Here is a 15,215-nt window from a genome sequence, read left to right as displayed (position 1 = left end):
AACCAATTAATTAAGAACATTTTCTTACCGAATAATGAAAATCGGGTGAATTTGAATGGCGAAATATGATTTCTGACACTTAAGACTTCAATTTGTATCGTGCGAAGATATTTTCAGATCATAACCAAAATGGATTTATTGACCGTAAATTAACATAAGCTTAATTGCGGAGCTGAGTTTTTTGCCACGGAAGCACGGAAATGATCATCGATTTGGAATCAGTCGATTGTAGCGAAGGAGAAGGATTTATTGAGCACAGCGCGTGTAAACACCCAGGCTATTTTACAATAGTCTATGCCTTAATGACCTTAATTTCTTAATGATCCACAAACAACCAAAATCACTTACGCAAGTAGCCCTTAATTATCGACAAAAGATAGACCAGAATTACCCAGCCAGCCATCACAAATTTAGGCCATGCGATAAAATCTGTTTGCCAAAATTCATCCAGATTTCCCGGGTGATGAAAACTGTGGAGTAACCTGATGTTCTCAATAACATCAAGTGCGCCAATCAAAAATGCCAGGAATAAATTAAGCCGCAGCAATTCATTTAGCCAGCTTGTTTTTTCTCTTTGCATCTGCGCATTGGATAAAGTCATGATCAGCAGCACATATACCAAAATAAACAGAAAATCTAGGTGTGTATTCTTTTGAGCCAGGCTTAAAAGTGTCTGGTCGCCATAAAGCGTATCACTCCAAAGCCCAATAATTTCTACTCCTGTATCTTTATTGGCAAGCTCTAAGCTGACAATTCCCTTTCCACTGAAGCGCTGAAGAATGCTTCCCTGAAAGGACATCACAGCACAAACGATGATCAATACTAAAATCAATATCTTTTTCATCGCTGGCCTCCTTCCTGTTTTATAACCTCTATAACTGCACTTCCGCTTTTATTCGGATAATTTATACAATGGATAAAGGCTGCTGCTGTTTTTTTAAAGTGAGCGGGCAATGGATGCAATTCATCTGTCCAACCGTTTTGACCAACTGATCCCCTTGAATCGATATGGAATACCCGATTCTCCCCTAACATTTGACTAAAAACGCGACCGATATCGATCATCATTTCGTTAAAGAGATAAATCATGGCATAAACAATCTTTCGCTGATCTTCCGGATCGTAAATCCCCCGGAGTTGTAAGGGTGTTTTTAGCCATCCGCCATGACCGAGAAAAGTTCGTGCAAACAACCGGTACCATTTGAGTGGATTATATCCGGCGATCTTTTTATCACTGGGAATGGCGTAATCGTAACCTTGTGTAATAATCTGTATGCCCGGGAATTTCCCGTTTTCACCTTTGCCTTTACCTCCGGTGAGAATTCCATTTATAATAAAGTAATACTGAAGCTGAAAAAAAGCCAGCAAAGCATAAAAATCTTTAGATATGAACTGGGTACCCCGCTTAAAATCTGCTGGATTATCGGGCGCCTGAGCTGCGTTCTGATACAGATATTTCGCAAATTCACTATTTTCAAATTCATTAGAATCTCCTTTATGGGTAACCATGGCTGCTATCCTCCGGTTTCCAACCAGGTCGTTTCCTCCCCCGCTAATGATAAATACATCAGGTTGCAGCGTAGAAAGCTGTTCGACATATTTTTTGGCACTTACCATATTCATCAGCCAATCGCCTCCTGAGGCCAGGCTATAAACCGCCATATTCTCTTCCATAGAAACCCAGTCGATCACATCGCTTAAAAGAATGGGGTAATTAAACCAAGAATCGCCCTCTACTACCACCACCCTGTTTTTAAGTCCATTATGCTTGGCCGTATGTTTACGAAAGTTATTTTTTACCTTTTTGATAAAACGGGTATTACGCTGACTGTTTTTCAATGCATCTACTTTAGCCATAACAGGTTCCAGTGCCGCTATTTTCCGTACCTGCTCCAGATTAAGGTCGTAGATATGTTGAATAATTTCAGAGAGATCAAACTCATTAATTTCAGGCCGCAGTTTAATGAGTTCGCTAACCGAAATTTTGTTATTGAGCAGTTTACCGATAAGCTCTTTTTTTATCTTAGGGTCCATGGTTTCAAGATCGTTGTTCATATCATTTTCTTTAGGTTAATGTGTGATTACCTGAAATTTTTCTCCATAAAGCTGAGCATATTCCTGCTCATAAACTTCTCTACAATTTCCGCTCCTGATATGAGGTTGCCTGGCATCGACATGCTGTAATCTGGATTTTCAACAAAGGCATTTGCATGAACAAGAAGTCTGTCTTTGAGCAATCCAAAGTCAGCAGAAGTCCATATCCCATCAATAGGATTAACAATACCATCATTATCGCTCCCCAAACATTGGATATCCCAGGCCGGAAGTCTATTGATATCAAGCAGCACCGCCATATAACGGATCTGCCGCCACACAAATAGTGCCGCATGGAGCAAGATAGCCTCTGTCCCAAGGTGCTTTCTAAAGAGAGCAATTTCATGACTACTAGCAATACGCCGTTCATCTAACTGTATCCCAAACAGCCCTTCACTTTGCCCGATACGTACAATTTCGCGATCAGAAAAATTGATATCAGCACTTAAAAACCAATTGTAAGCATATTCGTCGCCACATATTGCACCATGGCTAACGATTATGGGTATTTGCTCATTTTTATATTCCTCGTCTAAAAGCTCAAAATACTCTTTCCTGGCCGCAACGCTCATATGTTTAATGTCGATAAGAATTCGCTTACCGTTTGTTTTGGCCAACAAAGCCCTGATCATATCCTTGCCCAATGCATTGAGACCTGTTCCAAGCATCACACTTTGATTGGTGATCAGTTTCACAGAAAAATCGGTTAAACTAGCTGCATGCCCGCATAAACCATTATAAAAATGATGGGCAAAAGTAACAAACAAAGGGCAGTGCGGCCATGCTTTTACCTTAGCCAGGTTATCCATTAAACTTTGTTTTACCAAAGGATCATCGCTTCCCACATCCTCAAATCGATTGTAAAGCGCATGCATCCCTTCAAAAGATAATCCAATGTACACGGTATACACCTCATCATCGGTGCTCTGGGCGATATGCTGGAAATCAATTAATAATACATACCTAAGTTTCTTCGATCCAAAGGTGAATACCCTTCCATCTAAAGCCTTTAAAAAAGCATATTCATTTTCGAGGTCGGTAAAATACCCATTGTTTTGATCCTGAATATAATGTATGCGTTCTTTTCCAATGCCAGTAACCAGATTTACACTATCTGTAACCAAATCACCAGGCAAGGCGTTTTTCCGCACAAATCCTTTTTCGAAAGGATAAAGGGAACAGAAAACAAGTCCGACGCCTCCTTTTTCAAGTGCCTGAATACCTGCCTGGGGAAAGCTGGTGATACCTAAAATTTTATTGAGAATCTTTTTAACAAAGGGCGGGTTGCCATAGTAATATATGCAGTCTTTTACCAGGGGGTCTGCACCAGGTATCCTATCGGGAAAGCTACGTCCGTATGGTTTCATCGAAGGATGGCAATGTAAATCTGCAATGGAGATATTCATGAGCTGAAAGGTTTTAGATGAAATACGCCCTAAGGCACCGCACAAATCCGCTTGGGGATATACTGGTAATGATTAATTCAAAAGAAAAATATACAGCACTTAAACGGCAGATAACGTGACGCTTTTACATTAAAAGAGTACAGTCATCGAATACGTAAATATAACGGAACAGCTGATAGATTCCAATACCCGCTACTGGGTATTAATTCTATGCATGGAATTTTGATACCAATATTATTGCTGACATTTTTACCAAGACATTCGGAAGAAATGCTAATGCACACTACCAGTAGGTTTTCCGGAATAAGGTCAGCCAGTTAAATCAATATTACACTGAAACAGTTAATGGTTAAAAACATGATCCTTAACATTTAGACAACAGTAAACTTACATTAAAGGATTACCTTCGTTAACACAAAACCAGCCTTTCTTTGTTTCGATAAAGATTAAAGCGGCACAACATGGAAAACGAAATACAATCTGACAGGGATATCCAATGTGAATTCCTAAATATTTTTAAATTTATCTGGGCAGCTTGCGGAATAGAAGCCTTAGATGAAACGCCCAATAAGCCTGAGCCGGAAAATACCAACTAAAATTAATCTTCAATGAAACTGGGGTGAGTTAGACCTTGTTACATCAAGAAGTTTCGGTTTGACTTTTTAGCGCGAACTAAGCAAAACTGATCAACTGCCAACACAAGATCATTATAAACCTTTGGTTTATTCGAAATGAAAATTAACAATCTGGGCTCGAAAAATGAGCTCATTATTTTCTTATAATTTTCCAGTTTTTATAAAAAAAATTCATTTTTTCTCATACAAACGCTTTACGCAGTAGTTTTAAACTTGCTATAGCATCATAATTAATTGACTACAAATCAGTTACCCATCAATCAAATTCTAATAATCTAAAAGAAGATAATCGGTTTTTAATTAAAGGTGTATCAGTAGAAATACAGGTGCTTAAATTTATGCAAAAAACGCCTTTAAACAGCTTTAAAGTGCATTAAAAATTAATATTGAGGGTAATTTTTAGTGCATTTTTTTAATTACTTTCGACCAAAGAACCCAACAAACTGACACATTCGAACTACACAATAAATCAAACCTAACCTACATAGGCAAGTGATTTATTATGCTAAAATTTATTAAAACGCCCTCAGCCTTTAATGAATGATTAGGTCCATGTTAAGCAACATATGGGTTTAACAACAGGTTATTTATGATTAAGGCTTTTCTGCTGTTTTTATTTAACGGGTTACTGGGATTAATATTGCTCTGCTCAGCAAATATTGCATTTGCGCGCCATGAAATTAAAAGCGTAACCAACGCGGGCTTTAGCAATTTACCAATCCCTTCTCCTTCAAAAGCCAGTGCCAGAACCATAAAAAACTTACCTGCAATTAGTTACGCCAAACATTATATTGCGCCTGCCCCCTGGCAATATTGGAGTAAGGCCAATGAAATTGTGATTACATCAGATATCGGAACCGTTACCGGAACAATATATAAAAGCGACGGTACTGTTGTTACCACTTTTACCTGTGTGCAGGGAACGCCTTTTGTTTATCGCTTTACCGGACTACCTAAAGATGTACCTGCGCACCAACTTAACACTGTACTAAGCGGAGCCGGATTAATAGTAGAAGCTACCGGATCTATTTCAGTGAATTTAAGAAATGTAGCATCAGATGATTTAGGAACTAACGGTACAGATACAGATATTAAGGGTAATGCCTCTCTTTTCAGCTTTGGTGATGCCGCAATTGGAACCTCTTTCCGGGTAGGTTACTATAGGAATGGTAATCTTGCCAGTACACATCCACCAATCTATAGTATTATGGCTACCGAAAATAACACCATTGTTAAAATAGCTGGTGTAGCAAAGGCAACATTAAATGCCGGACAGAGTTATTTATTTACTGCGCCTATGGGAACTTTGGTAGAATCTTCAGGGGCTGCTGTAATGAATACCGCTGCAGATCTGGATGCTCCCGGAGGCTGTGGAGATGGTGCATACAATCCAATTCCACCAATAGCATCACTAGGCCGGGAGTATGTAGTGGTTAGAGGCGAGGGTAATTCAACTGCCGAGCAAACAACAGTGATTGCAACAGAGGCTAACACCGTGGTTACGGTTACCAGTTTTGACCTTAACGGTACTCAGAAAACTACCACTAACTTTACACTGGCACAAGCTGGCGATTTTAAAACATTCGAGCATGGTTTTGTTTCCGGAACCTATAGCGCGGCAAATCCGCCGGGCATAAATACAGGGAGGTATTCATCTTCAAGAATTGAAGCCACTAAAAATGTGGGTGTATTTTCAGGTACAGCTGGTATTTCTGGCGGCGGTGGTTGCGAGGTAGATGTTGCTACTTTGGTACCAATATCCAGCTGTTCGGGATCTAAAAAAGTTGAAACCAATAAGTTTACCGATTATAACAATAGTGATTTATCTTATTTTGGTTACATCATTACAAAAAGCACGGCCAAAATCTACCTCACAACCCAGTTTGGTACAACCAATTATACCAATACTGATATTGAAAGTATAGCAGGTATAGGCAACCGTAAAACACTGGGAACTTCGGGCTTATATTTAATCAGTTTTACAAAAGCGGATATTGGCTCACCAAAGGCAATCACCATTACCAGTGCAGAGCGGCTCACGGTTTCGATGGTGCAACAAGGTGATGGATTCTCGATGTCGAACTTTATTTCCCGTTTCCCTGAAAAGGGCGATCAACCACTGGTATCTCAAACCAATTGCGCATCAGCAACTCTTATAGCAAATCCCAATGCTTCCAATTATCAGTGGTACCTTAACGAAAGCCCGATAAATGGAGCAAACTCCAATACTTATGTAGCTAGTGCTTCGGGTAATTATTCGGTTAGTTATAGTTTGGATTGCGGACTCAGTGCACCATCTCTACCCTTAAAGGTTTCCCTTTGTAATATCGACCGCGCTATTACTAAAACGGTTGATGTAGCTTATCCTGAATTGAACAGTAATGTGGTATTTACCCTTAAGGCCGAAAATTTAGGTAATGGCAATGCGGTTGGGGTATCGGTTAACGACCTGCTTCCCAGCGGTTTTACTTATGTATCGAGCGTAGCGCCATCAGGCACGAGTTACGATCCTATTTCAGGGATATGGACCATTGGCGATTTGGCCAGTAATGCCAGTATTTCCTTAAGCATCACCGCAAAAGTTGTAACGACAGGAACTAATATTAATACAGCAACGATTACTGGCTCGCAACCCGATCAGGTAACCAATAATGATCAGAGCTCAGTGAGTACCATAACTGGCTCTAAAGATAGAGAAGTTTGTGTGGGTACAGCCATAGATGATATCATCATCAATATTCCATCAGGCTCAAACGGTATTCAAGTTACAGGTTTACCAACCGGAATAACGTCGAGCTATAGTTCATCTCCTAAAAAAGTCACCATTTCAGGCACGCCAACTACAGCAGGTCCGGCAATGACTTATACGGTTTCCAACACTACAGGAACTCCATTCACTACAACGGGAAAGATAACCGTAAACGGAAATGTAAGCAGTCCGGTTTTTAATAATGGATTAACGGATAAACGTTGTACGGGTAGCGGAACTGATACTTATGTTGCAACGGCAACAAATGCCACGAGCATCGTTTATTCCATATTGCCTTTAGCTGCAGGTATTATAGATGCAAACAGTGGAAAAGTAACCTGGGATAATACATTTACAGGGACAGCCACCATAACGGCTACCGCAAAAGGCTGCGCGGAGAAAACAACCGATTTTATCGTCACCGTAAGTGCACTACCCAACTTAACATTAGGCAATGATCCTGAAATATGCCAGGGTTTTACCACTTCATCGCTCAGTTACACCAATGCTTTAAACAACCCGACAACCTATAACATTAGCTGGAATACGGCAGGTTTTGATCCGGTTAACAACCAGTCTTTACCTGCAGGAAACATTCCGATTAGCATCCCTGCAAATGCGGCATTAGGGATTCATTCTGGCATATTGACCATTAAAAATCCGGCGGGCTGCAGTACTCAAATTAATTTTAACATTAAAATAAATCCAAAACCATCAGCACCACATGTGTTGGTGCCCACTTCATCACAATATTAATTAAACAAACAAAAAAATCGTCCCCATGAACAATTCAATTACAAAAACAATTTTAGCGATTACCTTTCTGTTAATCTGCACATTTTCAACAGTATCGGCCCAGGTATTACCCACCACAAGTGGCGTAAGTTTATTTTGTAAAGGGTCTGACCTTACTTTACCTGCTGCACCATCCGGAGAAAACTGGATTGTTAAATACAGCGCAACGCAAACCACCACGCCCAGTACCGGTATTACTTTAGCTTCGGGAAATAAAATTGCGGCAGCCGATTTAAACACAGGTTATTATTATTTAAGTTCTAAATCAACCACACCAGGATCCTGCGAGTCAGAATTACAGGAAATTCCGGTGTATGTGCTTAAACCTTTGGTGGTTGATTTTACGCCAGCTAATTTCTGTCTTGAAAGTCCATTAGCCCAGGTTGGTACAGTTACCAATCCTGAAGATCCAACGATTACCTCATTGGCTTATCAATGGTATACGGTAACCGGAGGGGTAGAAACGGCTATATCAGGTGCTACAACAAAAGATTATACACCATCGGCGCCGGCAACAGTTGGAACAAAAACGCATCGCTTAAAAGTAGGTTATGTAATCAATGGCAATAAATATTGTCCACAGATGGCCGATCATGATGTTACGGTAACGGCTAAACCTGTAAAACCAACCATTACGCCAGGAACCATCACTGGTACAGCAACAGCAGTTACTTTCTAGGTTAAAGTTTCGTTCGTTTTCTGAAGATTATTGTATCAATGAAGCTAAGGATAATCTCCTTTCTGTCATTGGCTTTGATGTTGTTTTTTATTCAAACAGCGATAAGCCAGATTGCTCCCAAAGGGCGGCAAAGCATTACGATCAGGCAAGGGTCGTCAGTGGTTTTGCGCGCAAATTCGGTTGGGGCTGCTTCGTATATATGGTACAAGGATGATGTGTTAGTGAACGGCCAGAATAAAGCAACACTTATTACGGCAACCGCTGGTATTTATAAAGTTGCTACAGTAAATAAATTTGGTTGTACCTCCGATATCTCAGATGAAATAGAAGTGATGGTATTGCCACAGCTTATTGCAGATGTAGCCATAACAAAGCGATCAGAATCAAAGATTGTCGTGAGCGATCAGGTTTTTGAGTATTACCTGAATGTTAGAAATAATGGCACAGATGATGCCACCCAGCTTGTGATAAAAGATGCACTTCCGGATAACCTTTCTTTAGAAAACCTGGCCCAGCCCACAGATGGAGTTGCTACCTACGATCAGCTAAACCGAACCATTAACTGGAACATCCCGTTACTGGCCAATGGTAAGTTTGCCGAACTGATTATCAGGGTAAAATCTAAACAATCAGGGATGGTGAGTAATACCGCCACTGTAACGGCAACAGAATTTGATCCTAATCTGGCTAACAATACATCAACCGATAAAAAAGAGATTTCAGGTTTAAGAATACCAAATGTTTTCACGCCCAATGGGGACGGCAAGAACGACACTTTTTATATTGAACACCTGGAATCTTTTGAATCGAACGAAGTAACGATCATCAATCGTTGGGGAAGTACGGTTTATCAATCCAATCACTACCAGAACGACTGGACCGCTCCGGGGCTAACAGACGGAACTTACTTCTACGTGGTTAAGGTTAGAAATGGAACAGCCACCTGGCAAGATTACAAAGGTTATGTAACCGTAATCAGGTAAATAAAACGAAATACAGACATGAACATTTTGAAAAGGATATTTTTTGTTTTGATCATTACGATATCAGCTGTTAAGGTTTTTGCGCAGCAAGATGCCCAGTTTGGGCAATATATTTTTAATGGCATGTACATCAATCCTGCCTACACGGGCTACAAGGAAGAGCTTTACCTGCAGGCTTTTGCCAGAGCACAATGGACTGGTGTTCGGGGTGCACCACAAACGCTTTCTATATCGGCTGATGAAGCTGTAAATGATGAAAGCCTTGGCATTGGGATGATTGTAACCAAAGATAAAATAGGGGCACAAAATACGCTGAATGCATCAGCAAACTTTGCTTACCGGATAAAACTCGATCGTACTGAAACCAACATCCTTGCTTTCGGTTTAGGCGTAGGCGTAATACAAGCCTCCTTAAACGGCAGTATGTTAGATCCTATTGAAATGGGCGATAACCGCATCCCAACAGGATCAATAAGCCAGACCATGCCTGATATACGCGCTGGCATACATTATTCAAATGAGAAGTTTTTTATCGGCTTTTCGGCAAATAACCTCTTATCAAAACCCTTATCGGTATTTGGCGATTACAATTCACTTAACGTAAAAATTCAACCGCATTTTTACCTCAGTGCTGGAGTGGCCTTACCGGTAAATGATGATTTTGTTTTTAAACCAACCTTTTTAATTAAAGACGATTTACACGGACCAACTTCGTTAGATTTAAATGCCTTTTTACTGGTAAAAGAGCGTTTCTGGCTAGGTGCAGTTTATCGCACTTCGGTAAAAATTTACCCGAAAGAGAACCTGCAGCGCGGATTAACCAGCAGAGCTGCCGTTGGTTTCATCAGCGAATTATTCATCAGATCTAATTTACGCATTGGCTATGGCTATGATTACAGCCTCAACAAACTGAGCAATTATGATTATGGATCGCACGAAATCTCAGTTGGTTATTACATCGAAACCAAAAAGAGCCGAAGACCAAAGTGTTATTTTTAGCGCTTAATGAAAGCGGGATACAGATTATTTATTAAATCAATCCCCTACCATGCAATACCATAATCTTCGCCATGGTTACTCGATCCGCCTTGCAAACTATTGTGCTTCCAGTCAAAATAAATGGCATTAATGGGTCCGCTGGTGCGCTCTGAAAAACTAAGCGAATAACCCATTTTTTTCAGTTCACTGCGTACCTCCTCTTTAGTATTGGTATTTAACAAGATCTGACCGGGCTTTGGTTCCCTGTCGCTCGTTTTAGTACCACCCAGTGAAAGCCACAGCTGATTGGTATTGAAATTAGCTGCTTCGGTTGCCCTTTGAACATTCATACCAAACTCAGCCATGTTTAAAAAGAACTGCAGCAAATTCTGGTCCTGGGTATCTCCGCCCTGAACTGCGGCCGATACAAAAGGTTTGCCGTCTTTGATAAACAATGAGGGCGACAAGGTTACCCTTGGCCGTTTGCCCGGTGCAACAACATTAAAGGGATTTAAGGCAGAATCGAGCACAAAACTTTGCATGCGCTGACTCATCCCAATGCCTGTATTGCCGGCAATACAGGCCGGAAGCCAGCCTCCGCTTGGCGTAACCGATACTACCCAACCTGCTTTATCGGCAGCTTCTATCGATGTTGTTCCCCGCCATAAACGGTCTTCATAAATTTCTTTTGGTGTATGGTTACCCAGGTCGTGTTTCGGTGCAAAGTTCCGTTTGGCTGTATCGGGATTAAAACCTCTGCTTTTTAACAGATTTAAGTACGGGTTTTTCCTGCCCTCATATGGGTAAGGATCGCCGGGGCCAATGTTTGCATCATTTTTATCAGCCTGAATAAGCGATGCCCGTTGTTTTGCGTAATCCTTACTCAACAGGCCTTTTATCGGCTCAGCAGGATTTTGGTTTGGATCGCCATAATAAAAATCACGGTCAGCGAAAGACAGGTTCATGGCCTGATAAACCGTATGGATATATTTTGAGCTATTGTAACCCATTGCTTTTAGGTCAAAGTTCTCTAATATATTCAAAGCCTGAAGTAAAACCGGTCCCTGTGTCCACTGTTTTAATTTATATACTTTAATGCCTTTATAATCGGTACTTAGTGCTTCTTCTTCAACTGGTTTCCATTTAGCCAGGTCATCCATGGTGATTAAACCGCCTTGTTCTTTACTTCCACGAACAAACTCCTGTGCAATATCGCCTTTATAAAAACGATCATAAGCAGCCATTAAAGCCTCTTGTCGCGAACGGCCTTTCTTCAGCGCTGCCTGCTCTGCTTCAACCATTTTGGTTAGCGTGGCCAACAAATCTTTTTGAATAAAAACCTCTCCCGCTTCTGGGGCTTCACGTTTGTCGCCCAAATGCGGCAACAGCACTTTTTTACTGTAAGGCCAGGTTTTAATCAGTTCTTTATCACGCTCCATACTGTTTGCCGCCTGTGCTTCTATGGCATAACCTGCAGCCATATGCATGGCAGGTGCCAGCACCTGCCCCAGGCTCATGCTGCCATATTTACTGAGCATGTAGATCAGTCCGCCGGGTGTACCTGGAGTAGTTGCGGCTAAAGGCCCATATTCCGGTGGAAAGTTATAACCTTTCGCTTTAAAAAAGGCTACAGTTGCACCTGTTGGCGCAACACCCATGGCATTAATGGCGATTACTTTTTTTGTGTTCGGGTTATAGATCAGCGCCTGTGTTTCTCCTCCCCAGCTCAGGGTATCCCACATGGTGCAAGTGGCAGCCAGCATGGCACATGCTGCATCAACGGCATTCCCACCCTGCTGAAAGATCATCGATCCTGCTGTTGCGGCCATCGGCTTTCCGGTAATGGCCATCCAACTGTTGCCGTAAAGCATTGGCTTTTGCGTTTGTTGTGCAAATAAAGACTGAATAGAGAGTGATAATAGCAGAAACAGGGCTAAATTTTTCATAGCTCCAATATAGCCAAAATATGAACCATAGCTGTACTATACTCAAACCGCATTCCTTAATTCAGCACATTAAAACAAGCTTGTTACAAATTTAAGTGCTATGCAGGCAAATTATCATTACACATGCATCTTCACCAGCACATTACCCTTTCGCGCATGGTGATGATTTATCCCCCTTATTAAACCGATTCCTGACCCTATCCATTTTGTCTTTTCATTGAAATTAGTATATCACCCTGGTTGCCAGCCACAACCATTGTGTACCATCCATACGCAACCAATTAAAACTTAACCAAATACTAATCTCAAAAAACAATGAAAAGAAAAACCCAATTTCTATGCCTGGCTTTAAGCCTTCTGTTATTATCCTGCAAAAAAGAAAATGAGGAGCAGGCCACAACCTTCGATGCAAAAAAGCCAGCGATGATGGAAAGTCAGGCAAGTTCGGTGAGCGATTTAACCATTAACACCGGAATGACCCTTGCGCAGATTAATCAGGTAATTGCCGCTGCAGTAGCCGGAGATACGGTTTGGGTGGAAGCCGGCACCTATGCTATTACCGGTAAAGTGGTAATGAAAGCTGGCGTAATATTGGCAAAAAAAACGGCCACTAACCCTATTTTTGATGCTACAGCAACCACTACCGACCTGCTCGCTGCAAGTTATGGAACAGAATTAAGCAACTGTGTTTTTTCGGGGATCACTTTTTGGAATTACAGGTTTGTAATAGCTAATGCGGCTAAAGTAACCTTTAAGTACTGCATTTTTGATTATGGAAGAAGAAAGGCTGGAACCACTGAAAGCTATTATTCGGATGCTTACCTTCAATTCAGTGATACCGATTCTTCATTGATCAATACCTGTACTTTTTCACGAAGGGAGAATAATAGTGGAAGAGGGATCTGGCTAAAAAGCACCACAAACAGTAAAATTTTAAATTGCACCTTTGGCAATGGCGGCACAACGGGTTATTTTGTTACTGCAATTAACGACAACAGCGAAAGCAATAGCCTGATCAGCAACAATGTAGCCAATAGAAATCCCGCTTTAAACACGGATTTAGCACAAACCGACCACGGCATCTACGCCCATAGCTTTAATGGTTTAACGATAAGCGGCAATACGATTTCAGGGTGGCCGCCAAACGCCGATGGTGGTGCGGTAAAAGCAAGAAACGGACAACAGGTTACCATCTCTGGCAATACTTTTAATACCTCAGGGATCCTGCTTTATGAATACGCGAATACGCCTGCCTATCCGTATTTAAACAATGTTATTGTACTCAATAATACCATTAATATTGGCACTAATGTTAATGATATTTATCATGGAATAGGTTACTACCGCGACAATACCACAGGCACTGAATATTCTTTCCGCATTGAAGGGAACCTGGTAACGAATGGAACCATTAGTTTTACCGGGAATAACCTTAATGTTGCTAATTTTAATGCCGCAAATGGAGGAGTTTACACCAATGATTACGGTATACTGAACCTTAAAGCAGGCATTAACCAATCTGGCAATTATTAAATAAAAAAAAGATAGCAGCCATTTTTAATGACTGCTATCTTTTAAAGTGATGAAGTGACTATAGCTACTAACCTACTTCTGGTATTTATTGGATGAGTTGATTGCCTTTCCGGTTTCGCTAAGTGCGGGCGATTGTCCTTTCAGTTTTTGGTACCTCAATAAGGCCTCCAGAAAATAATAATCAGCATAAATAAGCGGAACATCGATTTCGGAGTTGTGAGGGAAACTACCCACACTATGTTTTAAAATAAAGCCCGAATTAGCACCTGGTTTTGCCAAATACTCATTTCCTGAAAGCGATTCGAGCATCTGCTCTGCAGATTTAAAATACCTGCTCCCCTGTGCAGAAAATGTGCTCAATTCTAACAAGGCCGAACTTACCAAAGCGCCAGCTGAGGCATCACGTGGGATATATGAGAGCTTACGTGAGGCATAATCCCAATCTGGTGTATAACCTTTCTCGCCAACATTAAAATCCCAGTACGGAACCTTATCTTTTGGCAGGTTAGGATGACCCAGATAAAAATTGGCAGCTTTTTCTGCCGCCTGTAAAAAGCGTTTATCCTTTGTTTCCCTATACATCATGGTAAAGCCATATATGGCCCATCCCTGACCTCTAGACCAGGTAGAATTATCTGAATAACCCTGATTAGTTTGTTGATGCAGCACCTTACCTCCGATACCATAATCGACCACATGATAAGTGCTAAAATCAGGACGAAAGTGGTTTTTCATCGTATTTAATGCATGGCTTACGGCCACATCTTTGTACTTAGGGTTACCTGTAATTTTCGAAACATAACACAACATTTCCAGGTTCATCATATTATCAATAATTACCGGATATTGCCAGGTGGTTTTATTGTCCCATGATTTTTTAGCTTGCCAGGATTTGATCAGTCCAACTTTAGGATCGAAACGTGTAAGTGCAGATTCGGCCGACTGGATCAGGATCTTACGGTATTTTTCTAATTTTTGCGGATCTTTTTCTAAACGCATGGCATTCCCGTAAGAACAATACATTACAAAACCTACATCATGATGTTTGGTTATAAATTGTCCCTGTGCTAATGCTTCGGTCCATTTTGTAGCAGCAGCTTTCCATTCTGGCTTTTTGGTATACTCATAAATATACCATAAACCGCCCGGGAAAAAGCCGCCTGTCCAATCCCAAACATCGGTTCCTTTAACCGTTCCATCTTTTTTGGTTGTCCTCGGAAAACTGGTCAGATCGGTAGAGGTTTTAAGTAAGGTTTTATACTGCTCTTCGGCTACGGTAAAATCTTTCCTGATCAATTCTTCTTTTGGCGACAGCGATAAAAATGCTGAGGCGCTAACTGCAACCATTAACAACAGGCTAAGGAAAAAAGCCAATTGCCTGTTATTAAAATATTTTTTTTTCATAGATGTAATATTT

Annotated in this window: 11 protein-coding genes; 6 read left to right on the top strand and 5 right to left on the bottom strand. The window is 41.0% G+C overall.

Features of this window, described 5'->3' with window-relative positions:
• Positions 1 to 340: 340 nt before the first annotated feature.
• From AC04QZ_RS01140 to AC04QZ_RS01130, 3 genes are read right to left on the bottom strand one after another with little or no spacing between them, the layout of a single operon-like run.
• Positions 341 to 844, bottom strand: a complete 504-nt coding sequence (locus tag AC04QZ_RS01140; protein ID WP_478356236.1) for a hypothetical protein — start codon at positions 842 to 844, stop codon at positions 341 to 343.
• Positions 841 to 2,055 (bottom strand): hypothetical protein, encoded by a 1,215-nt coding sequence (locus AC04QZ_RS01135; protein WP_478356235.1) that lies wholly within the window; start codon positions 2,053 to 2,055, stop codon positions 841 to 843. The genes AC04QZ_RS01140 and AC04QZ_RS01135 overlap by 4 nt, the downstream gene beginning before the upstream one ends.
• Positions 2,056 to 2,081: 26 nt before the next feature.
• The gene (locus tag AC04QZ_RS01130; protein WP_478356234.1) at positions 2,082 to 3,500 is read right to left on the bottom strand and encodes a hypothetical protein; all 1,419 of its coding nucleotides are present in this window, start codon (positions 3,498 to 3,500) and stop codon (positions 2,082 to 2,084) included.
• Positions 3,501 to 3,961: 461 nt separating this feature from the next.
• Here AC04QZ_RS01130 and AC04QZ_RS01125 point away from each other — a divergent pair, with 461 nt between their 5' ends.
• From AC04QZ_RS01125 to AC04QZ_RS01105, 5 genes are all read left to right on the top strand, one after another.
• Positions 3,962 to 4,096 (top strand): hypothetical protein, encoded by a 135-nt coding sequence (locus AC04QZ_RS01125; RefSeq protein ID WP_478356233.1) that lies wholly within the window; start codon positions 3,962 to 3,964, stop codon positions 4,094 to 4,096.
• A gap of 628 nt (positions 4,097 to 4,724) precedes the next feature.
• Positions 4,725 to 7,640 (top strand): hypothetical protein, encoded by a 2,916-nt coding sequence (locus tag AC04QZ_RS01120; RefSeq protein WP_478356232.1) that lies wholly within the window; start codon positions 4,725 to 4,727, stop codon positions 7,638 to 7,640.
• A 25-nt stretch (positions 7,641 to 7,665) separates the two neighbouring features.
• Complete coding sequence (locus AC04QZ_RS01115; RefSeq protein ID WP_478356231.1) at positions 7,666 to 8,358, top strand: hypothetical protein; 693 nt, start codon at positions 7,666 to 7,668, stop codon at positions 8,356 to 8,358.
• Between the two features lie 38 nt (positions 8,359 to 8,396).
• Positions 8,397 to 9,341, top strand: coding sequence for a T9SS type B sorting domain-containing protein (locus tag AC04QZ_RS01110; protein ID WP_478356230.1), 945 nt, complete (start codon positions 8,397 to 8,399; stop codon positions 9,339 to 9,341).
• 18 nt (positions 9,342 to 9,359) lie between these two features.
• The gene (locus tag AC04QZ_RS01105) at positions 9,360 to 10,340 is read left to right on the top strand and encodes a PorP/SprF family type IX secretion system membrane protein (protein WP_478356229.1); all 981 of its coding nucleotides are present in this window, start codon (positions 9,360 to 9,362) and stop codon (positions 10,338 to 10,340) included.
• Positions 10,341 to 10,384: 44 nt separating this feature from the next.
• On the opposite strand, the gene AC04QZ_RS01100 is transcribed toward AC04QZ_RS01105, so the two are convergent.
• A complete protein-coding gene (locus AC04QZ_RS01100) occupies positions 10,385 to 12,265 on the bottom strand; it encodes a gamma-glutamyltransferase family protein (RefSeq protein WP_478356228.1) in 1,881 nt (626 codons plus the stop codon).
• 315 nt (positions 12,266 to 12,580) lie between these two features.
• On the opposite strand from AC04QZ_RS01100, the gene AC04QZ_RS01095 reads away from it, so the two are divergent.
• Positions 12,581 to 13,798, top strand: coding sequence for a right-handed parallel beta-helix repeat-containing protein (locus tag AC04QZ_RS01095; RefSeq protein WP_478356227.1), 1,218 nt, complete (start codon positions 12,581 to 12,583; stop codon positions 13,796 to 13,798).
• A 72-nt stretch (positions 13,799 to 13,870) separates the two neighbouring features.
• Here AC04QZ_RS01095 and AC04QZ_RS01090 read toward each other — a convergent pair whose 3' ends face one another.
• Positions 13,871 to 15,202: a glycoside hydrolase family 88 protein gene (locus AC04QZ_RS01090; protein WP_478356226.1), complete on the bottom strand. Its 1,332-nt coding sequence runs from the start codon at positions 15,200 to 15,202 to the stop codon at positions 13,871 to 13,873.
• Between the last annotated feature and the right edge of the window lie 13 nt (positions 15,203 to 15,215).

Source organism: Pedobacter folensis, from assembly GCF_056490665.1.
This window is presented reverse-complemented; position numbering and strand designations above follow the sequence as displayed.

Excerpts from the sequence above, each read along its gene's own strand:
- AC04QZ_RS01140 (WP_478356236.1), bottom strand. The coding sequence starts at position 844 with ATGAAAAAGATATTGATTTTAGTATTGATCATCGTTTGTGCTGTGATG.
- AC04QZ_RS01135 (WP_478356235.1), bottom strand. The coding sequence starts at position 2,055 with ATGAACAACGATCTTGAAACCATGGACCCTAAGATAAAAAAAGAGCTT.
- AC04QZ_RS01130 (WP_478356234.1), bottom strand. The coding sequence starts at position 3,500 with ATGAATATCTCCATTGCAGATTTACATTGCCATCCTTCGATGAAACCA.
- AC04QZ_RS01125 (WP_478356233.1), top strand. The coding sequence starts at position 3,962 with ATGGAAAACGAAATACAATCTGACAGGGATATCCAATGTGAATTCCTA.
- AC04QZ_RS01120 (WP_478356232.1), top strand. The coding sequence starts at position 4,725 with ATGATTAAGGCTTTTCTGCTGTTTTTATTTAACGGGTTACTGGGATTA.
- AC04QZ_RS01115 (WP_478356231.1), top strand. The coding sequence starts at position 7,666 with ATGAACAATTCAATTACAAAAACAATTTTAGCGATTACCTTTCTGTTA.
- AC04QZ_RS01110 (WP_478356230.1), top strand. The coding sequence starts at position 8,397 with ATGAAGCTAAGGATAATCTCCTTTCTGTCATTGGCTTTGATGTTGTTT.
- AC04QZ_RS01105 (WP_478356229.1), top strand. The coding sequence starts at position 9,360 with ATGAACATTTTGAAAAGGATATTTTTTGTTTTGATCATTACGATATCA.
- AC04QZ_RS01100 (WP_478356228.1), bottom strand. The coding sequence starts at position 12,265 with ATGAAAAATTTAGCCCTGTTTCTGCTATTATCACTCTCTATTCAGTCT.
- AC04QZ_RS01095 (WP_478356227.1), top strand. The coding sequence starts at position 12,581 with ATGAAAAGAAAAACCCAATTTCTATGCCTGGCTTTAAGCCTTCTGTTA.
- AC04QZ_RS01090 (WP_478356226.1), bottom strand. The coding sequence starts at position 15,202 with ATGAAAAAAAAATATTTTAATAACAGGCAATTGGCTTTTTTCCTTAGC.